This is a genomic window from Shewanella oncorhynchi (assembly GCF_030848765.1).
Lineage (GTDB): Bacteria > Pseudomonadota > Gammaproteobacteria > Enterobacterales > Shewanellaceae > Shewanella > Shewanella oncorhynchi.
On sequence record NZ_CP132914.1, the window covers coordinates 2793481 to 2814368 of the forward strand.

The 20888-nt window shown below is 47.4% G+C and carries 18 protein-coding genes; 4 read left to right on the forward strand and 14 right to left on the reverse strand.

Annotated elements, in window-relative coordinates; genetic code table 11:
- Window positions 1-97: 97 nt before the first annotated feature.
- The 4 genes from RA178_RS12595 to RA178_RS12610 form a co-directional block, all read right to left on the reverse strand.
- Window positions 98-1042: a M14 family metallopeptidase gene (locus tag RA178_RS12595; protein WP_306682086.1), complete on the reverse strand. Its 945-nt coding sequence runs from the start codon at window positions 1040-1042 to the stop codon at window positions 98-100.
- 132 nt (window positions 1043-1174) lie between these two features.
- Window positions 1175-1633, reverse strand: coding sequence for a GNAT family N-acetyltransferase (locus tag RA178_RS12600; RefSeq protein ID WP_131525170.1), 459 nt, complete (start codon window positions 1631-1633; stop codon window positions 1175-1177).
- 224 nt (window positions 1634-1857) lie between these two features.
- Window positions 1858-3909, reverse strand: a complete 2052-nt coding sequence (locus RA178_RS12605) for a S9 family peptidase (protein ID WP_306682088.1) — start codon at window positions 3907-3909, stop codon at window positions 1858-1860.
- 317 nt (window positions 3910-4226) lie between these two features.
- Window positions 4227-5771 (reverse strand): fumarate hydratase, encoded by a 1545-nt coding sequence (locus RA178_RS12610; RefSeq protein ID WP_306682090.1) that lies wholly within the window; start codon window positions 5769-5771, stop codon window positions 4227-4229.
- Window positions 5772-5890: 119 nt separating this feature from the next.
- Between RA178_RS12610 and pabB the strand changes: the two genes are divergently transcribed.
- Window positions 5891-7303, forward strand: coding sequence for an aminodeoxychorismate synthase component I (gene pabB / locus RA178_RS12615; RefSeq protein WP_306682092.1), 1413 nt, complete (start codon window positions 5891-5893; stop codon window positions 7301-7303).
- 31 nt (window positions 7304-7334) lie between these two features.
- Complete coding sequence (locus RA178_RS12620) at window positions 7335-7922, forward strand: CoA pyrophosphatase (RefSeq protein ID WP_261272768.1); 588 nt, start codon at window positions 7335-7337, stop codon at window positions 7920-7922.
- A 65-nt stretch (window positions 7923-7987) separates the two neighbouring features.
- Here RA178_RS12620 and RA178_RS12625 read toward each other — a convergent pair whose 3' ends face one another.
- Window positions 7988-8323 (reverse strand): hypothetical protein, encoded by a 336-nt coding sequence (locus RA178_RS12625; protein WP_113939548.1) that lies wholly within the window; start codon window positions 8321-8323, stop codon window positions 7988-7990.
- A 150-nt stretch (window positions 8324-8473) separates the two neighbouring features.
- On the opposite strand from RA178_RS12625, the gene asnS reads away from it, so the two are divergent.
- Complete coding sequence (asnS, locus tag RA178_RS12630) at window positions 8474-9874, forward strand: asparagine--tRNA ligase (protein ID WP_105252305.1); 1401 nt, start codon at window positions 8474-8476, stop codon at window positions 9872-9874.
- Window positions 9875-10000: 126 nt separating this feature from the next.
- Here asnS and RA178_RS12635 read toward each other — a convergent pair whose 3' ends face one another.
- The 8 genes from RA178_RS12635 to RA178_RS12670 all read right to left on the reverse strand — a co-directional run bounded on the left by RA178_RS12635 (window position 10001) and on the right by RA178_RS12670 (window position 19636).
- Window positions 10001-10372 carry a DUF1801 domain-containing protein gene (locus RA178_RS12635; RefSeq protein WP_306682095.1) on the reverse strand — a complete coding sequence of 124 codons (372 nt, stop codon included), beginning with the start codon at window positions 10370-10372 and terminating at the stop codon, window positions 10001-10003.
- A gap of 201 nt (window positions 10373-10573) precedes the next feature.
- Window positions 10574-11161, reverse strand: a complete 588-nt coding sequence (locus tag RA178_RS12640) for a cytochrome c3 family protein (protein ID WP_028760143.1) — start codon at window positions 11159-11161, stop codon at window positions 10574-10576.
- A gap of 8 nt (window positions 11162-11169) precedes the next feature.
- On the reverse strand, window positions 11170-11655 hold the full coding sequence (locus RA178_RS12645; RefSeq protein WP_028760144.1) for a nitrate reductase cytochrome c-type subunit: 486 nt from the start codon (window positions 11653-11655) through the stop codon (window positions 11170-11172).
- 10 nt (window positions 11656-11665) lie between these two features.
- Window positions 11666-14155 carry a nitrate reductase catalytic subunit NapA gene (gene napA / locus RA178_RS12650; protein WP_028760145.1) on the reverse strand — a complete coding sequence of 830 codons (2490 nt, stop codon included), beginning with the start codon at window positions 14153-14155 and terminating at the stop codon, window positions 11666-11668.
- 2 nt (window positions 14156-14157) lie between these two features.
- Window positions 14158-14415 carry a chaperone NapD gene (locus tag RA178_RS12655; protein ID WP_028760146.1) on the reverse strand — a complete coding sequence of 86 codons (258 nt, stop codon included), beginning with the start codon at window positions 14413-14415 and terminating at the stop codon, window positions 14158-14160.
- Between the two features lie 43 nt (window positions 14416-14458).
- A complete protein-coding gene (locus tag RA178_RS12660) occupies window positions 14459-14617 on the reverse strand; it encodes a nitrate reductase (protein WP_028760147.1) in 159 nt (52 codons plus the stop codon).
- A 604-nt stretch (window positions 14618-15221) separates the two neighbouring features.
- Window positions 15222-19097 (reverse strand): ATP-dependent RNA helicase HrpA, encoded by a 3876-nt coding sequence (hrpA, locus tag RA178_RS12665; RefSeq protein WP_371134914.1) that lies wholly within the window; start codon window positions 19095-19097, stop codon window positions 15222-15224.
- Between the two features lie 122 nt (window positions 19098-19219).
- On the reverse strand, window positions 19220-19636 hold the full coding sequence (locus RA178_RS12670; protein ID WP_006081403.1) for a CBS domain-containing protein: 417 nt from the start codon (window positions 19634-19636) through the stop codon (window positions 19220-19222).
- 215 nt (window positions 19637-19851) lie between these two features.
- Here RA178_RS12670 and RA178_RS12675 point away from each other — a divergent pair, with 215 nt between their 5' ends.
- Window positions 19852-20031 carry a hypothetical protein gene (locus RA178_RS12675; RefSeq protein ID WP_081729037.1) on the forward strand — a complete coding sequence of 60 codons (180 nt, stop codon included), beginning with the start codon at window positions 19852-19854 and terminating at the stop codon, window positions 20029-20031.
- A gap of 171 nt (window positions 20032-20202) precedes the next feature.
- Here the strand turns inward: RA178_RS12675 and RA178_RS12680 are convergent, their stop codons facing one another.
- Window positions 20203-20886: a response regulator gene (locus RA178_RS12680; RefSeq protein WP_028760150.1), complete on the reverse strand. Its 684-nt coding sequence runs from the start codon at window positions 20884-20886 to the stop codon at window positions 20203-20205.
- Window positions 20887-20888 lie beyond the last annotated feature (2 nt).

Genomic DNA, 20888 nt, shown 5'->3' on the forward strand with positions numbered 1-20888 from the left:
TTTACCGTGATGTAAACCGTGGATATAAAACGTAAAATTGCTTCACTAACCGTTAATTCGACTGTTCATCACTAAACTGATCATCACTAAAAAGCAACTAACGCTGCACCAGCACATAATCGATGGCACTAGTGATTGCCGCAACCTGCGCCAAATTACACTCAGCTGGCGTGGCCGTTGGGCTATCTGGGTACACTTCTGTCGTTGTGTTATAGATACAGCCAGTGACACTGCTGCAAAGCCCTAATGACTTAAGCGGATAGTTAATCACCCCGTGCTGCACCACAGTCGAGCCAATGATCTCGCCTTTCTCATCGGCAGGAGCAATGTGCGTCACTTTACTCACACCATCAATAATGGCTTTCTGAAAGGCATCCATTGAGTTTTCGGTATCACCCACAGCATAAAAACCATCTGGGATAGTTCCTTTGACGTACTCCTTACCATCACGGGCGCAAAGTGCTGGACGAAATTCTAATTCATCTGAATCAGTGGTTTCATGTAAGTCCACATGCACATCAAAACCTTGCTCAACTGAAGTAACGGAAGCAACTAAAGCCATCAAGGCCGCCGATTCTTCTGCTGGGCTGTTGGCATAAAATGAGCGATTAGGATCGATAGCCTTAGGGTTCCAACGGTTGATGGTTTCGTAACCCCAAGGACTCACGCACACGGCGATCACAAGATTGACGCGATCAACATAATGAGCCGCCTTATCCACTAAAAATGCCAAGGCACCATGAACACCGCTGGTCTCGTAACCGTGCACGCCACCTGTGACTAATACTGTCAGTTTTTGAGGATCGAAGGACGCTGACTTAACCGCAAGCAAGGGGTAACGAGCGGCATTAATCGATAAGGCGCCATATTGCACAACGGCAAGCCCAAGTGCTAAGAGTGATGCTTCCATCGCCTTGAGTGGCGTCACGACATCGTCCTGATACGAACGCTTGATTTTGGCGCTTGCAAGCCATGCAGCTTTTTCAGCCTCGCCCCATTTTTCGCCTACGGTGCCGATGGGATAAAATGTTAAATTTGCCATAATTCCTCTATTTTTAGTTCTATTCGGTAAAGTTCTTTTTATTCAAGCTCTTTTCGCTCAAGCTTTTTCGTTGAATTACTATTCAGTCGAATGATAGTGCTCGTGTTCGGATGATAAATAAGTACAGTCAACCTAAAGCACTAGCTGCATGGGAATATCGCGGATCCCGCCGCGTTCTCGCTCGGGTCCAAGGGGCACAAAGCCAAAGCCTAAGTACACAGCCTGCGCATTCAGCGCCGAGTTCACGGTAAATATGCCCGAATTGCCTTGGGCTAAACATTGAGCTTTGGCATGTTCCCACAACATTCGCGCCACGCCTTGCCCCTGCGCATGGGAGGCGACAAAGAGATGGTATAAGTGACTATTCGCCTTCATCCCCACCACGCCTGCGAGTTGGCCTGAGTCCGTTATGGCGACATGGTACTGATAACCCATAGCAAAGTAGCTACCAATCGCCTCTATCGACATGGCATTGACTAAGATTGCAGCGCCCTCAGCAGTGCAAGTTGGGGCGATAAATTCTTGGGTTAATTGAGTGAGTAATACGCTTATTTCAGGGATGTCAGTTAAGGTTGCGGCTCGAATGTTCATCTTAACTCCTTGATTAAAAACATTTCATGACATAATAAAAAGCCAGAACAGAGTTCTGGCTTTGTTAAAACGCTGAACAAAGTGCACTTAATTGAAAACGCTTAGCTTATTTAAAGCGCTCCGCTTAAAACACTCTAATAGTCAACTCGCCGATGATAACCCTATCGGGCGAGCCTTGCTTCTATGGGCTTTCGTCGGTGCAAAGCCCATAAACGCACGGGTCGTTATTGCTTAGTCCAGCGGTCCATCCAACCGAAGACATTAGCATACCATTGCTCTAAGTTTTCAGGTTTTAAGATCCAATGGTTTTCATCAGGGAAAATCAATAACTCTGATGGGATCCCTTTGCGCTGCATAAAACTGAATGCCGCTAAACCTTGACCATAAGGGACGCGGAAGTCCTTCTCACCGTGGATAACCAGCATGGGTGTTTTCCAGTTTTCAACATAATTCACTGGGTTAAACTTCTCATATAACGCTTTGTTATCTGAATAAGTGCCGCCAAACTCATGCTCTGCGAACCACACTTCTTCGGTCACGTAATACATAGAACGCATATCGAACAGACCCGCGTGGTTAACTAAGCACTTGAAACCGTCGTTCCAGTTACCTTGGATCCAGTTCATCATGTAGCCGCCGTAAGAACCTCCGAGCGCACAGGTGTTTTGCGGATCGAGCCATTTTTGTTGCTGGCTCACCGCTGCTAGGCCTTTTTGCAGATCTTCTAATGGCTTACCACCCCAATCTTGGCTGATTGAATCAGTAAAGGCTTGGCCGTAACCGGTAGAGCCGTGGAAATCCACCATAACGACGCCATAACCCGCACCCGCCCATAATTGGGCATTCCAACGACCACTGAAGGCATTACCAAATGAACCTTGCGGCCCACCGTGAACGAGATAGGCAATTGGGTATTTTTTCCCTTCTTGGAAGTTCGCCGGTTTGATCCAGTAACCGTAAACGTCTTCGTTATTCCAACCTTTAAAGCTGAACTGTTCAAACTTACCAAACTTGATCTCGGCCAATTTGTCTTTATTCACTTCGGTCAGACGTTTAAGCCCTTCACCTTCAGTCGTAATGCTATAGAGATCGCCCGGTTCAACTAAGGTTTTGCTATCGAAAATCAGTTGTTCGTTAGTGACCGCAATTAAACTGTTCGTACCATCACTGTAGACAGAACGTACATCGCCAAATTGGGTATTCACTTGGAAAATAGAGACTTGACCTAAGTCTTGTGCCGTCACATACAAAGTACGATTGTCAGGAGCAAACATCAGTGAGCTTGGGCTGCGATCCCATAATGGCGCCACTTCTTTAGTTTGGCCTGTGCTAGTATCGCGCAGCATAATGCCGTAACGATCTGCTTCAAAACCCGGTTTTTTCATTGCTAAATAGGCCATGTAACGACCATCGCTCGAAAATGTTGGCTGCGCATCCCATGCAAGATTGTCTTTGGTTAAGTTGGTTGCGGTGCCGCCTGTCACTGGCACTTGCCACAAATCATAGTTAGTGGTCCAAGCTTGATCTTTGCTGGGGGCTTTCGCGCTATAAACCACAAACTTACCGTCTGGGGTGAAAGTTACTTCTTCCATACCCGAGAAAGGTTTTGGCGGCGTTTCAGTGTCTAAACCTTGAGTCACATCCACTACTCTAGTGAGTTTCTCACCGTTTACAGCGCCCACAAATAAATGATTACGGGCGTGGTCTTCCCACGTATCCCAATGGCGAACCATTAACTGCTTGTATTCACGGCCAGTCGATTTACGCTCAGCTTCAGCGGTAAATTTATCCTTTGAACAGGCTAAGTCCTTACACTCGGGGAATACCCGCATGCTAAGTACAACTTGTTTACCGTCGTTTGATAATTTGTAGCCATCAATATCCAAAGGTAAATCAGAAACTTGTACCGCTTCACCGCCCGTTAATGGCAGTTGAAATAACTGGCTTGAACCACTGCGACTAGCAAGGAAATAAATCGACTTGTCGTCATTGGCGAAGCTCACATCGTGCTCAGTGCCCGTGGCAGAGGTCAATTGTAGTGGTTTCGCCTTCGTGTCTATCAAATCTAATAGATACAGATCCGAGCTGGCCTCTCCCTTATCGTTTACCGTTTTAAGACCATAAACTAATTTAGTGCCATCGTGGGACACAGTCGCAGAGTGCATCTTATTGAGTTTAATGAGTTGTTGCACAGTAAAAGGCGTTGGATCGGCCGCTTGGGCTGATAACGCCAGTCCTGCAGCGCCGAGCGCCAATAGGAGAGGAGCTATTTTCATTGTTATGTCCGTCTTTGGTTAAACTGGTTCGATAGTTGCGCCAATCATTGCAAGGGTTCTATTGAAATTGCAATAGTTCTACTGAGTTGCAACCGCACGAATGTTAAAAAACGATCTGAGATCGTATCTTTCGAAGATAAGCTTGCCACACTATCGAAACAAAAACGCTCAGGCAAGCCAAATGGCGAACCTGAGCGTATTTTTTTGTGACAAAATGTCAGTGGCGCAGCGTTTTACCTCAAGAACAGATATCAGAACTCAAACTTAAGCTATTTTGCTTAAAAAACCATCAAGTTCAATCCGCTGCATCCCAACCTTTACGCTTTCGCGTTAGCAATATTCACTTTCCAAATTGCAGGGCCAGTTTCATGGGCGTTCACACCGTTTGAATCCACAGCCACAGTCACTGGCATATCTTGCACATCAAACTCGTAAATCGCTTCCATGCCCAAATCAGCAAAGGCCACGACGCGAGAATGTTTAATCGCTTTAGACACTAAATACGCAGCGCCGCCAACGGCCATCAGATATACCGCTTTGTGTTTTTTGATCGATTCAACTGTCGCAGGGCCGCGCTCAGCTTTACCTATCATGCCCATCAAGCCCGTTTTCTCTAACATTAAGTCAGTGAATTTATCCATACGAGTTGCTGTGGTTGGGCCCGCAGGACCGACAACTTCAGTGCCAACTGGATCAACTGGGCCAACGTAGTAAATAAATTTACCCGTAAAGTCCACGCCTTCTGGCAGACCTTCACCGCTTTCAATCAGGCTTTGAATGCGCTTATGGGCAGCATCACGACCAGTCAACATTTTACCGCTCAGCAGAATGGTTTCACCGCTTTTCCACTGCTCGATATCCGCTTGAGTCACAGTATCTAAGTTCACGCGGCGCACATCATCACCCACTTCACGGGTGATTTCTGGCCAATCGGCCAATGATGGCGGCGTTAATTCCGCAGGACCTGAACCGTCTAAATGGAAATGTACGTGGCGTGTAGCCGCGCAGTTCGGGATCATCACCACTGGCTTTGACGCCGCGTGGGTGGGCGCCGATTTGATTTTAACGTCTAACACTGTGGTTAAACCGCCAAGACCTTGTGCACCTATGCCTAAGTTATTCGCACGCTCAAAAATGTCTAAACGCAGCTTTTCTTCGGTCGTTTGCGCGCCACGGGCCATCAACTCATGGATATCCACGCTTTCCATCAGCGCTTCTTTGGCTAATACGGCGGCTTTTTCTGCTGTGCCGCCAATGCCTATACCCAGCATACCCGGTGGACACCAGCCCGCGCCCATGGTCGGTAGCGTTTTTTCTACCCATGCAGCGATATCGTCAGATGGGTTTAACATCACCATCTTAGCTTTGTTTTCACTGCCGCCGCCTTTGGCTGCAATCGCCACTTCGATGTGGTTGCCTGGCACCATGTCGATATGCACCACAGATGGCGTGTTATCTTTGGTATTTTTACGGCTGCCCGCAGGATCTGACACTATTGATGCGCGCAGTGGGTTATCAGGATTGGTATAGGCACGACGAACACCTTCGTCGACCATTTCCTGAATCGTCATATCGGTTTTGTCCCATTGGACACCCATGCCCACTTTCACGAAAGTGGTCACAATCCCAGTGTCTTGACACAGAGGACGCTTACCTTCGGCCGACATACGCGAGTTAATTAAGATCTGGGCAATTGCATCCTTCGCCGCCGCACTTTGTTCACGCTCATAAGCTTGGCTCATGGCATCAACAAAATCCTTCGGGTGGTAATAAGAAATGTATTGCAAAGCATCCGCCACACTTTCAATAAAGTCGGCTTGTTTAATCACAGAAGTTTCAGACATTTTATGGTGAGATGACATAGTAGGAGCGCTCCAGCAGCCTTTGCGGCCTAACTTGTTTTTGTTTAATTCTTTCTGGGCCAATATGATACTCTTTCACATCTTTTTGGGCTACATCACATTTTGAATAGGGTTAATCGATGGCAATTAGGGCGTCAAAACAGCTTGCATCACGCCAACTTGACTGGACATTAAGTACCGCAGCACTGTTCGAACACTTTGCAAATGACACTTGGGCAATTCTGTTAGATTCGGCGAACGCGCCGCATCAAGACGCCAGATTCGACATCATTTGCGCCAATCCTATCGCAACGTTAGTGACTCAGGGCGAGCGTAGCGATATAAAGCTCATCGATACGAACTTGAGCTTACCCGAGGCAATAGACTCAAACCGTGATCCCTTCGAGTTACTCAACACTTTATTAACCCATTGGTATTCAAAATCTTTTGATTGCGATTTGCCCTTTAGTGGTGGCGCAATGGGCAGTTTTAGCTACGATTTAGGCCGCAGAATTGAATCCCTGCCGATAACGGCCAAGCAAGATATACAACTGCCAGAGATGAACATCGGCTTTTACGACTGGGCGTTAGTTTTTGATTACCAAGACCAGTGTTGGCATTTGCTGCATTATTTAGGTGAAGTAGCACTCGATATTGAATTGAATAAAATTCAAGATAAAATCGCCAAAAAGCCAAATTCCGCCGCATTCATGCTCACTAGCCCATGGGCAGCACAAATCGATAAAGCCCAATACACGTCAAAATTTGCAGCAGTTCAAGCCTATTTACACAGCGGTGATTGCTATCAAATAAATTTAACCCAAAGATTCGAAGCCCATTATCAAGGCGATGAATGGTCAGCCTATAGCCAACTGCGCAATGCCAATAAAGCACCCTTCTCGGCCTTTATGCGTCTGCCGCAAAACACGATTTTATCGATTTCACCCGAGCGCTTTATTCAGCTTCGCGGTGACGATATTCAAACCAAACCTATCAAAGGCACGCTGCCGCGTCATACCGATCCCGCATTAGATGTTAAAGCCGCCAATACACTGGCAAACTCACCAAAGGATCGTGCCGAAAATGTCATGATTGTCGATTTACTGCGTAATGATATCGGCAAAGTGGCGGCAGCAGGCTCAGTACGTGTACCGCATCTATTTGAGATTGAAAGTTTTCCTGCCGTGCATCACTTAGTCAGTACGGTGACTGCCAAGCTTGATAGCCGATTCACGGCGAGTGATTTACTGCGCGCGGCGTTTCCCGGCGGCTCAATTACCGGCGCACCGAAAATTCGAGCCATGGAAATTATCGAAGAGCTCGAACCTTCACGGCGCAGCCTTTATTGTGGATCTATGGGTTATATCAGCCAAGACGGTCAAATGGATACCAGTATTACCATTCGCACTATTGTGGCTGAGCAGGGGAAACTCTATTGCTGGGCGGGCGGCGGCATAGTGGCGGATTCAGAAGTGAATGCTGAATACCAAGAAACCTTTGATAAGATCAGCCGTATTTTACCTTTGCTTGGCGCTGCGTCACAAAAGCCGTAAGCTTTAATACTAAACAGTAACGAGAACGTCGATGGATCAAGCGGAATTTAGACTCAGATTTAATCTGCACCCGTTAGCGCGGCAAGATCCGGCGGCATTCCCTCACCTTGGACTGCGCAAAGCTGCGGTTTTGATCCCACTGCTGGAGATGAACGGTGAGCTGAATCTAATTTTAACCCAAAGACCTATGCATCTGCGCGCCCATCCGGGGCAGATCAGTTTCCCAGGCGGTAAAATTGAGCCCTATGATATTGATGCGATTGCGGCCGCGTTAAGGGAAGCAGAAGAGGAAATTGGACTCTCAAGGCATAACGTCGACGTGGTGGGCACGTTTCCAGCCCATAATACCTTCACAGGGTTTGAAATCACTCCTGTGATAGGCATTATCAAGCAGGCATTTGATTTAAAACTCGATCCCGGTGAGGTCGCCGATTGCTTTACCGTGCCATTAAGCTTTTTTATTGAACCGAATAATCGCCACCAAAAACGCTTTTTACGCCAAGGGCGCTATTACAGCGTGCATTTTATTCCCTATCAACAACGGTTTATCTGGGGTGCGACTGCCGCGATTATCGACCATCTGTGCCGCCAATTAAGCATTCCTGCCGATATCCTCTGACTTCACTTGCCATTGCTAAACCGTTAAAAAAGCCAAACTGTTAAATTAGCCAAATAATGGCTAACTTAAACCACCAAGTGGATATACAAACCGGCGACAATAGAGGTTAACAGCAACATGGGAATATTAAACCAATAACCCATACGACTGTGGTGGGCGACATAATAGTTAAACGCTAAACTGACCAAACTAATACCGCCACAAACCCAAATCAAATACTGCAATAATTGGGTTTCATGTGGATCCCAATGGACTCTAAATGTCGCGCCACGGGTTAAATAGGCCCCAACTTCACGGTCTGGCCTTGCATCACTAAACACTAATAGCGCATAGACGGCTATTGCCCAGCCTAAAATGGATAAGGTCGCAAGGATAATTTGAAATATTCTAGTCTTGCTCATACCGCCTCCCGCCGTTTAACTCACTATATCGCTCAATATCGATATTATTAACCTCAGGATACCTTTTTCAGCTTGAGAAAAGCCACCAGCAAGGTAATATAAACCTCCAAAATTTTCATATAAAACGTTTCGTTGGAGAATTAAGCAACAATGAGCATTGCATCTGTCGCATCTGTATTTAAAGGTGAGCACGCCGTCGGTTCTAAAGTCACAGTGCGTGGCTGGGTCAGAACCCGTCGTGACTCTAAAGCCGGCATCTCTTTTTTAGCTGTTTACGACGGCTCTTGCTTTAATCCTATCCAAGGTGTCGTGCCCAATAGCTTAGATAATTACGACAACGAAGTGTTAAAGCTGACTGCGGGTTGTTCTGTTGTGATGACAGGCGACGTGGTGGAATCTCCTGGTGCAGGCCAAGCATTTGAGCTGCAAGTGACTGAACTTGAAGTCGCTGGCTGGGTTGATGATCCAGACACTTACCCAATGGCCGCTAAGCGTCATTCAATTGAACATTTACGCGAATTAGCGCACTTACGCCCACGTACTAACATTATTGGTGCCGTTGCCCGCGTACGTAACTGTCTATCCCAAGCGATTCACCGCTTCTACCACGAAGAAGGCTTTATTTGGGTATCGACCCCACTTATCACAGCATCAGATTGCGAAGGCGCCGGTGAGATGTTCCGCGTATCGACCTTAGATATGGAAAACCTGCCGCGTACTGAAGCGGGTAAAGTCGATTACGATAAAGATTTCTTCGGTAAAGAAGCTTTCCTGACCGTATCAGGCCAGTTGAATGCTGAAACCTACGCCTGTGCACTGTCAAAAGTATATACCTTTGGCCCGACTTTCCGTGCTGAAAACTCAAACACTAGCCGCCACTTAGCGGAATTCTGGATGGTTGAGCCTGAAGTCGCCTTCGCTAACTTAAACGACATCGCAGGCCTTGCCGAAGCTATGTTGAAATACGCATTCAATGCAGTCTTGACTGAGCGTATGGACGATTTAACTTTCTTCGCCCAGCACGTTGATAAGACTGTGATCGACCGTCTGCAATCTTTCGTTTCAAGCGATTTTGCTCAAGTGGATTACACGGATGCGGTTGAAATTCTGCAAAACTGTGGCAGAACCTTCGAGTTCCCTGTGTCTTGGGGTATCGATTTATCTTCTGAGCATGAGCGTTACTTAGCCGAAGAACACTTCAAAGCCCCTGTGGTAGTGAAGAACTATCCAAAAGATATCAAAGCCTTCTACATGCGCTTAAACGATGACGGTAAAACTGTTGCCGCGATGGACGTGTTAGCCCCAGGTATCGGTGAGATCATCGGTGGCTCTCAACGTGAAGAGCGTTTAGACGTGCTAGATATGCGTCTAGCCGAAATGGATCTGAACCAAGAAGATTACTGGTGGTACCGTGATATGCGCCGTTATGGCACAGTGCCACATGCAGGTTTTGGTCTAGGGTTTGAGCGTTTAGTATCTTACGTGACGGGCGTGAACAACATTCGTGATGTTATCCCTTTCCCACGTGCACCGCGCACTGCGAACTTCTAATCTCCCTTAACTTGGGACTGCATAGCTAAGACATCTCTATTAAGCCTTAGCAAAACGAAAGGAGCTGAATATTCAGCTCCTTTTTTGTTCGTCCGTTTTTAGTCACATCATGCGGCTAAACAACCATTAATCCGCCAGACTCAACGCCTGCGCAATATATTCCGCGACTCGCTTGGCAGCAATATCATCGATTGACACCAACTTAATATGGCGACGAAATTTGCCACTGCCTTCAAGTACCTGATGTGGATCGCTAAGATTCGCGCCTAAGCTAAACTCCAATGAAACATGCTGTTTATAGGCAAACACACCACCAAAACTGGCTTTGGTGCTAAAGAGTATACCGCCGTACTTAACGGCTTCAGTAATGGCCCGCGACGATGTGGTAGCGGCGGTTTTGACCTCCTGTCGCACCCCCTGCACTATTTCAAACAGACTCGGGCTGGTACATAAAATATCTTCTAACAGTTTTTCAAGTTGCGGTTGATCTTCCATCATGATCTCTTCACCTCTCATACAAGCAAGACTATCTCAGTCAGATTGTAGCGCGCTAATCGGACTGAATAACACCCTATTGAAGCATCCCTAAAAAATAGTGACGTGCAAATAAAAAGGCCAAGCGTGGAGTACGCTTGGCCTTTTGCTGGAGTTGTCCAACTTAGCAAGGCTAAGTCACACGGATAAACACTGCGCCCTAGATTAAAACCCCTTCACACCGGCCATGTCAGGGAGATGATGAGCAATCCCCTTGTGGCAGTCGATACAGGTCTTTTCGCCGCTTGCCAGTGACGTTGAGTGCATCTGCGCCGCTCTGGGTGATTGGCGAGTAAAGTCCATGTAAGTGAAGTTATGGCAGTTACGACACTCGAGCGAATCATTGGCCTTTAACCTTGCCCACTCATGTTCTGCCAGTTCACGACGCTTATCTTCAAACTTCTCACGGGTATTAATCGTCCCAAAAACCTTACCCCACACTTCCTTAGATGCCTGCATCTTACGGGCAATTTTATCGGTCCAGTTATGCGGTACGTGGCAATCAGGACACGTCGCCCGCACGCCACTGCGGTTAGTGAAATGAATCGTCGTCTGTAACTCTTGATAGACGTTATTTTCCATCTCATGGCAACCGATACAGAAAGCTTCTTGGTTGGTCACTTCTAGGGCAGTGTTAAATCCGCCCCAGAAAATCACGCCAGCCACAAAACCACCTAAGGTCAAAAAACCTAAACTGTAATGCACACTCGGACGATTGAGTACCTGCCAGATTTTTTTCAGTTTATCTAACATGCTAACTCCTAGTGTTTTTTCTGCTCAGTGTTGGCTTTGATCAGATGTTCCATATCCACAAAGTCGTTTTCGACCAGTAACTTGGCATCTAACTGCGGCACATGACACTGAGTGCAGAAATAGCGGCGCGGCGATAACTCGGCTAAGAAGTTATTGTCCCTGTCCATAAAATGCGTGACGCTGACCATAGGTGCTTGCGAATCCCCAATGCGGCTACGAGCATGGCAAGCCATACACTTGTTCACTTTAAGATCAAGCTGATAGCCGTCGATCTTGTGTGGGATCACCGGTGGTTGCATAGGATAGCTGCGCACTTCCTTCACATCGGTATTACGCACACTTTGCATCGCAGGTGGCGTAGGCTCGACATTGATAGGCGCTTGGCGCAGGGTATCAATTTTATCTTCGGGAATGCTGGCGGCAGACACACTTGTCATGATGAATGAGCCAAATACCAATAAACCGATCGCTGAGACTAATTTTAGGGTTTTCATCGTGTTCTCCTTAAACCTTGACGATCTTCACCGCACACTTTTTAAAGTCAGTTTGTTTTGACAAGGGATCTGTCGCATCTAAAGTGACTTTATTAATGAGCTGGCTAGCATCAAACCAAGGCACGAACACTAAACCCACGGGCGGTTTATTGCGGCCACGGGTTTCAACTCGGGTCTTAATTTCACCGCGACGGGACACAACGCGAATTTCATCGCCACGGCGCAGACCGCGTTTCTTCGCATCTTCGGGGTGCATAAAACATACGGCATCGGGGAAGGCACGATATAACTCAGGCACACGTTGGGTCATAGAACCCGAATGCCAGTGTTCCAACACTCGACCCGTCGACAGCCAGATATCATATTCTTCATCGGGCGCTTCTGCGGCAGGTTCATAGGGCAGCGCGAAAATCACCGCACGACCATCGGGATGACCGTAGAACTCAAAGCCCTTACCTGCTTTAACATAAGGATCTGTGCCTTCACGGAAGCGCCACTTGGTTTCTTTACCATCGACCACAGGCCAACGCAGACCATGAGCCTCATGGTAAACATCAAATGGGGCGAGATCGTGGCCATGGCCGCGGCCAAAGGTCGCATATTCCTCGAATAAGCCTTTTTGGACATAGAAGCCAAAGTGTTTAGCCTCATCGTTCAAATACTTAGGATCGGCATCCGCAAGCGGGAACTTATCAACATTACCGTTCTGATACAGGACTTCGAATAGGGTTTTGCCTTTAAACTCAGGGTTCGCCGCTAATACATCCTTAGGCCAGACTTCATCTGTGGTGAAACGCTTCGCAAACTCCATCAATTGCCACAGATCCGAATGAGACTCACCCGGTGCCTGCACCATTTGATGCCAAAACTGAGTGCGGCGCTCGGCGTTACCGTAGGCGCCCTCTTTTTCCACCCACATAGCGGTGGGCAAAATCAAATCGGCAGCTTGAGTCGTCACCGTCGGATAGGCATCGGACACCACGATAAAGTTGGCAGGGTTACGGTAACCCGGTAAACCTTCTTCATTGATGTTTGGGCCCGCCTGCATATTGTTGTTCACTTGCACCCAGTAACAATTTAAGTCGCCATCTTTTAGACGACGGTTTTGCTCGACGGCGTGATAACCGGGCTTAGGTGGAATAATGCCGCTTGGGATCTTCCAAATGTCTTCGGCATGCTTTCTGTGTTCAGGATTGGTCACGACCATATCGGCGGGTAAACGGTGGGAAAACGTCCCCACTTCACGGGCCGTGCCACAGGCTGATGGTTGACCCGTCAAAGAGAATGGACTGTTACCTGGGGTTGAAATTTTACCCATCAAGAGATGAATGTTATAAATCAGGTTGTTACACCACACACCTCGGGTATGTTGGTTAAAACCCATGGTCCAAAATGAGGTCACTTTGATGTCGGGATCGGCATACAGCTTGGCCAGCGCAATCAGTTTATCCTCGGGTACGCCCGACAACTTACTGACTTTTTCGACGCTATAATCCGCCACGAAGGCTTTAAATGTCTCAAAATCAATTGGGGTTGAATCCCCCGCCGTTTTAACATTTTTCGCTTTTTTCTCAAGGGGATGTGTCGGACGTAAACCATAACCAATATCTGTTGTGCCCTGACGGAAGTTAACGTGTTTCTTCACGAAGTCCCAGTTCACTTTATCATTCTGAATGATGTAGTTAGCTATGTAGTTCAAAATGGCTAAATCGGTTTGCGGGGTGAACACGATCGGCAAGTCGGCCAAATCGAAGGATCTGTGTTCAAAAGTCGACAACACGGCCACTTTTACATGGCTGGCACTGAGACGCCTGTCAGTCACTCGACTCCAGAGGATCGGGTGCATCTCCGCCATATTCGAGCCCCAAAGGACAAAGGCATCGGCGGCTTCCATATCGTCGTAGCAACCCATAGGTTCGTCGATACCGAAGGTGCGCATAAACCCGACCACGGCTGACGCCATGCAGTGACGCGCATTCGGATCGATATTATTCGATCCAAAACCCGCTTTCATCAACTTAACGGCAGCATAACCTTCCCACACAGTCCATTGGCCCGAGCCAAACATGCCCACGGCGGTTGGCCCTTTGGCTTTAATGGTCTCTTTCCATTTTTGCGCCATGATGTCGAAGGCACTGTCCCAACTGATGGGCGAAAACTCACCGTGCTTGTCGTATTTGCCATCTGTCATCCGCAGCATAGGCGTGGTTAAGCGATCGCTGCCATACATGATTTTCGACAGGAAATAGCCCTTGATACAATTGAGCCCACGGTTCACTTCACTGTTGGCATCGCCATGGGTCGCAACCACTTTGCCGTCGCGAGTTGCGACAATCACGGAGCAACCTGTGCCGCAAAAACGGCAAGGGGCTTTATTCCACTCTAATTTGGTTTGTTCTGAGCTGGTAATTAAGTTGCTTGCGCCTGCGGGCAAGGCTAAACCCGCGGCGCCTGCAGCGGCAATCACCGCATTGGCCTTGATAAAGTCACGTCTGTTCATATTCATTCTTCACCCTCTTCGAGCACTTCACTCTGGTGGTAAACCATAGTGGCTGATAACACGCCCGGAATGGCATTGATCGCTTCGATACTGTCCATCAAGGCGCGTTGCGTCTCGCCTTCGATCACGACGACCAATTTCACTTCGTTGTTGACGGAAAGTTCGGCATTTTCAATGGTCATTATCTGTTGTCTAACATCTGCCATTTTCTGCGGTAAGACCTGCACCACTAAACTGGTGATATGGAGTTCTTTGCTCATCCGACATTCCACTCTTATTTTTAACTATTTGATGATGTTACGTTTAACCAGCGCCCGGTGGACCCGTCAAAATTTGGCTGAACCAAATAGCAAAGCCCAGACCACTGACCAGTAGTACGGACAATAACGGTGCGAGAAACACGGTTAAAAAGATAAAGATTTTCAGTTCTAAGGATTTTTCTTCTGCGGTGCTAGCACTCATGCATCCTCCAAGAGGTGTGTTCCTGCCACTTTGAATGCGCTGCAAAAAATCGCCAGCGGCAGGTTTTATGTATATCTATTGCATCTTTGGATCACGAAGCGATCATACCTTTTAGTTGTTAACAAAATGTATACCTCCAAATTGGTAAAGCGGATGATGCTTGATCCAGATCATCAATTTGATGTGAGTATTCGTCAGATCTCAGTTTTTAAATGTTTTTTGCAATTACAAATTATATTATTAAACTGATTTTGTGATTAATAAACAACTGGAATGGATAAATCACTGCAAGAAAACAACAGAAAACCCGCCAAAAAAACCTGAGTATTCATAAAGGAGTAGGCAGTAGAAAGGTGTAAAAACATGCGAGATAACGACTTGATCCCAAAAGAAAGATATTCGGCATAAAAGCATCGCTGCCACCCAAAAAAGCGCTCATTTTATGGCGCATCACTGGAGGTATATCGCGTGAGAAGAGTAAACATAGGGAAAATAAAAAACCGAGAAAATGGTTAGTTTTCTCGGTTTGTTTAGTCATTTTTTGATCGCGTTATTGTTACATTAATCGGACAAAGGCGCTCAGCTCAACCTTTAAATCAGTCCATTAAACCTGTTGAATATGATTCAAAATACGCTTTTCAGATATCGGATACGCCGTGCCTAACACCTGCGCAAAACAGGAAACACGGTACTCTTCAATCATCCAGCGTGCCTCGATTAACGCAGGCGGTGTTGGCATAGAACGCGGTACTTTAGCCAGTTGTGCGATTAAAGCTTCTTGAACCTTGTTGATGCTCTGCATATGCAAACGGTCACGGGTCGGATCAACGGGCAACTTCTCGACACGGATTTCAATCGCTTTTAAGTAACGCGCCACATCGGCTAACCGATTCCAACCACAGGATTCGACAAACCCTTTAAACACTAACTTGTCTAATTGGCTTTGAATATCACTCATAGCAAAGGCAATATCTAAGCTAATTTTGCCCTTAAGACGCTTTTTAATGCTCTGATACAAGGTCAAAATCTGCTCAACCTTCAATGCAATTTGCTCGGCGGTCGGGTTGAGTTCTTGGCGAACCCAGTCCTTTGCCTGCTCAAATTGGGCTTGATTACGCACATCGAGGGCTTTTTCATCCAACAATTGCTGCACAGCGGCGGCAATAATGTCATCAATCAAGATTTGCACTTGACCGAAGGGATTGAAATACATCGCCAATTTCGCCTTATTCGGCAAAGCTTGCTGTAAGTGTTTCACCGGTGATGGAATGTTTAGCAGCAATAACCGTCGCAGACCTTGGCGATGGGCATCTAAGGCCTCAAATTCATCATCAAATAATTTGATCGCAACACTGTCTTTTTTATCGATCAGCGCCGGAAACGCCCGCACTTGGTAATTGCCTTTTTGCTGCTGATACTGCTGCGGCAAATCGCCAAAGGACCACTCAGTTAACGCTTCTTGCTCTATACCTTTATCCGCCACCTGACGAATGGCCTTAGCAACCACACCCTGCAGCTCAGCTTTTAAGGTATCGAGCACCCGACCTTCAGCCACTAAGTTGTGTTTATCGTCTTCGATTTTAAAGTTCATCTGCAAATGCGCGGGCAGTTGCGTTAAATCAAAATCTTCCGGCGATATACGCGTGCCACTCATGCGCAATAATTGCTTGCACATGGCCTCAAGCAAACTGGCACTAAAAGGCACCATGGCCTGCACACAAGCGCGGGCATAGTCAGGCGCGGGCACAAAGTTGCGTCGTAAACTCTTAGGCAAAGATTTGATCAGCGCGATGCACTTTTCTTCCCTTAGCCCTGCCACTAGCCAATCGAAATCGCTATCGTCGATTTGATTAAGTAGCGCCACCGGAATGTGCACCGACACACCATCATCCGCCGCCGCGGGTTCAAAGTGATAACTTAGCTGCAGGCGCAAATTGCCCTTGTGCCACGTATCGGGAAAATCCAAGGTCGAAATATGGTCGGCATTGCGCTGCATTAACAGTGCTTTGCTGAAATCGAGTAAATCCGGTTGCTCGCGCTTTGCCTTCTTCCACCAGCCAAAAAACAGCTGGGCGTTGTAAATCCCTTCCGGGATCCGCGGCTCGTAAAAGTCCACCAACACTTGCTCGTCCACCAAAATATCGCGGCGACGGGATTTATGTTCGAGGGATTCAATGTCTTCGAGCAACTTTTGGTTAGCGACAAAAAATGCTTCTTGGGTCTGTAATTGCCCTTCTGCCAAAGCGCTGCGGATAAAAATCTCACGCGCTTCAACGGGATCGATGGGGCCGTATTGCACTTTACGACGGTGCACAACCGTCAAGCCGTAGAGCACTTGATTCTCAAGGGCGATAACGCTGCCAGGTTTTGCCTCAAAATGGGGCTCGACATAGCTTTTCTTAATCAAATGCGCCGCTAAGGGCTCTAGCCATTCAGGTTCGATTTTGGCGCAGCAGCGAGCAAATAGGCGCGATGTTTCGGTAAGCTCAGCCGCCATGATCCACTTAGGGCCTTTTTTGGCCAAAGGCGAACCGGGAAACACAAAGAATTTACGATTACGGGCACCTAAGTACTCGTTATTGTTATCTTTAAAACCCACATGGCTCAATAAGCCCGATAAGAGCGCACGGTGCAAGCTGTCGTAATTGGCTGGCGTATCGTTTAGGCGCCACTTTAAATCGTGCACGGCTTGTTTAAGCTGGGCGTATAAATCCTGCCACTCGCGAACGCGCAAATAGGCCAAATATTCATCGCGGCACTTTTTACGGAACTGACTAGCAGATAACTCTTTTTGTTGATCTTTTAAGTGCTGCCACAGGTTTATCCAACTGACGAAATCGGAACTGGGATCGGCAAAACGCCGATGGGCTTCATCACTGGCTTGCTTCTTCTCCATCGGACGCTCGCGGGGATCTTGAATCGATAAGCCCGCGGCAATCACTAGCACTTCGTTTAAACAACCTAACTGCTGACTCTCGACCACCATACGCGCCAAACGCGGATCCACAGGAATTTGCGCCAAGTTGCGCCCAAGTGGCGTCAGCACTAGCTTGCCGTGTTTGCTCTCAACCGCTTGTAATTCTTCGAGCAACAGGAAACCATCGCGGATATGGCGTGGATCGGGTGGCTCGATAAAGGGGAAACCGGCGATATCACCTAGGCCGATGGCCAGCATCTGCAAAATAACCGAAGCCAAGTTAGTGCGCAAAATTTCGGGATCGGTAAACGCCGGACGATTATTAAAATCCGCCTCATCGTACAAACGAATACAAATACCCGGCCCTACCCGACCACAACGGCCTTGGCGCTGATTGGCGCTCGCTTGCGAGATAGGTTCAATCGGTAAACGCTGCACCTTAGTGCGATAGCTATAGCGGCTGATACGCGCCGTACCTGGGTCGATAACGTAGCGAATGCCCGGCACAGTCAGCGAGGTTTCCGCCACGTTGGTCGCTAATACAATCCGCCGACCTCTGTGACTACTGAAGACTTTAGACTGCTCACCGTAAGATAAACGTGCGTACAGCGGCAAAATTTCGGTATCGCGGTAATTACGCCGACTTAATTGTTCGGCCGTATCGCGAATTTCCCGCTCGCCGTTCATAAAGATCAGAATGTCACCCAGCCCTTCGGCCACCAGTTCATCGACGGCGGCAAAAATGCCTTCGATTTGATCTAAATCGGCATCGCTATCTTGCACTAAGGGTCGGTAACGGGTTTCGACCGGAAAGGTACGGCCCGACACTTCAATAATAGGTGCATTGTTGAAATGCTTAGAAAAACGCTCAACGTCTATGGTCGCCGACGTGATAATAACTTTGAGATCGGGGCGTCTTTTGAGAATTTGTTTGAGGTAGCCCAGAATAAAATCGATGTTGAGGCTGCGCTCGTGGGCCTCATCTATGATGATGGTATCGTATTGATCAAGATTACGATCGGAGGTTAATTCCGCCAGTAAAATACCGTCGGTCATCAACTTGATATAAGAGTCACTCTTAAGCGCATCGGCAAAACGCACTTTAAAGCCAACCACTTCACCGAGCGGACTTTGTAATTCTTCAGCGACTCGGCTCGCCACACTGCGGGCAGCCAATCGTCTTGGCTGGGTGTGGCCTATCATGCCACGGCAACCTAGGCCCAGTTCCAAACAGATTTTAGGTAACTGGGTCGTTTTACCCGAGCCCGTTTCACCAGCGATGATCACCACTTGATTGCCCGCAATCGCGCGTGCAATATCATCGCGCATCAAGGAAACAGGCAGGTTTTCAGGATAGTGGATTTTAGGCCGAGCGTTACGGCGCTGCTCAACCTTCTCAAACGCCGCCTGCGCTTGCTCGCTCAGCTGAGCTAAGACTTGGGTCTTTTTATCTGAGTCGGCTTCTTTATTGAGCTTAAATAAACGACGACGGATCCGCGACGCGTCGCTCTGATAACAAAGATTAAGAAAGGCGTTCGATAGCGGATGTTTGTCTGAGTTCAAATCCAAATTCCATTGCTAGCATCAAAAACGGCGATCCTAGCAAGGAAAGTGGCGTAATGGTATTGCTAATTTACTCTGCACTCAGTATATGGCGTGTCAGTTTCGCACTGGCTCGACTTAAATTAAACCGGTGACAGATAACATTGTTGCATATAGATATTCATGGCTTTGAGCACATTGGTGCGATTAATCGTGCCAATCACTTTGCCATGTTCAACCACTGGATACACTTTTGGTTTAGGCCCTAGCATTTGTTCGGCGAGCTGCAAAATACTGTCATCTGGCCCAACGAACAGCACTTCAGTTCGCATGCAATCCTTCACCACTGAGGTCATATCACAGTGATAGCTACTTTTAATCATCACAGCCAAACAATCCTGCTGGGATAAAAAGCCCACCAAATCGCCCGCATCATCAACCACTGCTGCACCCATTTTATTATTATCTAACAGCTTTTCGACCGCAGTCGCGAGCGACATATTAGCGCGCAGCAACACGGGCTGACGATCCATATGGTCGCGGATTTTAATTAAGTCCATAGTCTTTCCCTCGAATTAACCCTACGTTTGTAGTCTAGTCAAAATATCGGCAAGAATGTGCGATTTATATCGATTGGGCTTATCTAGTGCATAATACCAATCACATTAAATATCTAATCAGTTCAGAGCCTCACAGGCATCTCAATCCAAGGCGCATTGACGCAGAAATGGTTATTCCCTTTTAAGTCTATGCAACACGGGAGTGGGATGCCTGTGTGCCTCCCGAAGGGCGGGTTTCAACGCGCTTTATACTGCGTTTAAGGCTTTCGACAGAGCACCACTATGCCTTCAAGCCTTCGCCTTGTCTAAAGCGCGTTGAACTCCCGCTGAATGAACAGATATTTAATACGATTGGTATAATCCAATGTCAACAAGAGCTAACAGGACAAAAATAGCGTCAACAAAGGCAGCCAGAAATAGCGACTTAGAGTTAACTGAAGCGAACACTACAAACTGAAATCAGACAAGTATCTGATTGAGCTTCAATGGCGGCAGGTCATGCCATCAGTCTTCGGTGATCATTTTACTTGTCATTCCAACGCGTTTTAATTCGCTATTGATACAAGTTATAAGTCGATATAAAAGCGATAGCCTACACCGGGCTCAGTCCGCACATACTGAGGTTCACTCGGGGAGTCGCCTAATTTTTGTCTTAAGTGACTGACCACAATTCGTAGATAATGTGTGTCTTCTGTATGAGCGGGTCCCCAAATTTCTTTGAGCAACTGAGTCTGAGTGACAACGCAGTTAGGTGACGACGCCAATTTAGACAATACTGCGTATTCCTTGGGTGTGAGTTCGACAATTTGATGATCAACTTTAACCAGCCTGCGACTTAAATCAATCTGTAACTTGCCGTCATCTAATATGGGTAATTTTTCAGGTTTGATATGGTCCCTTAAAATCGCCCGCACCCTTGCCAGTAACTCTTCCACACTAAAGGGTTTGGTCACATAATCCTGCGCGCCTGCATCTAATGCTGCGACTTTTTCTTTATCTTGATTGCGAACCGACAATACAATCACAGCAACATCGGACCATCCCCGTAACTCCTGTAGCACTTGATGACCTTCCATATCCGGCAAGCCTAAATCCAAAATAACTAATTCAGGTTGCTGTCGAGCGACAGCTGCTAGCCCTTGCTGACCATTTTCAGCTTCGGTAACGTCATAGCCCTCACTGGTGAGTGCAATCCGCAGCATGCGGCGTATTTGGGTCTCATCATCGATAACCACGATTTTTATTGCCACGT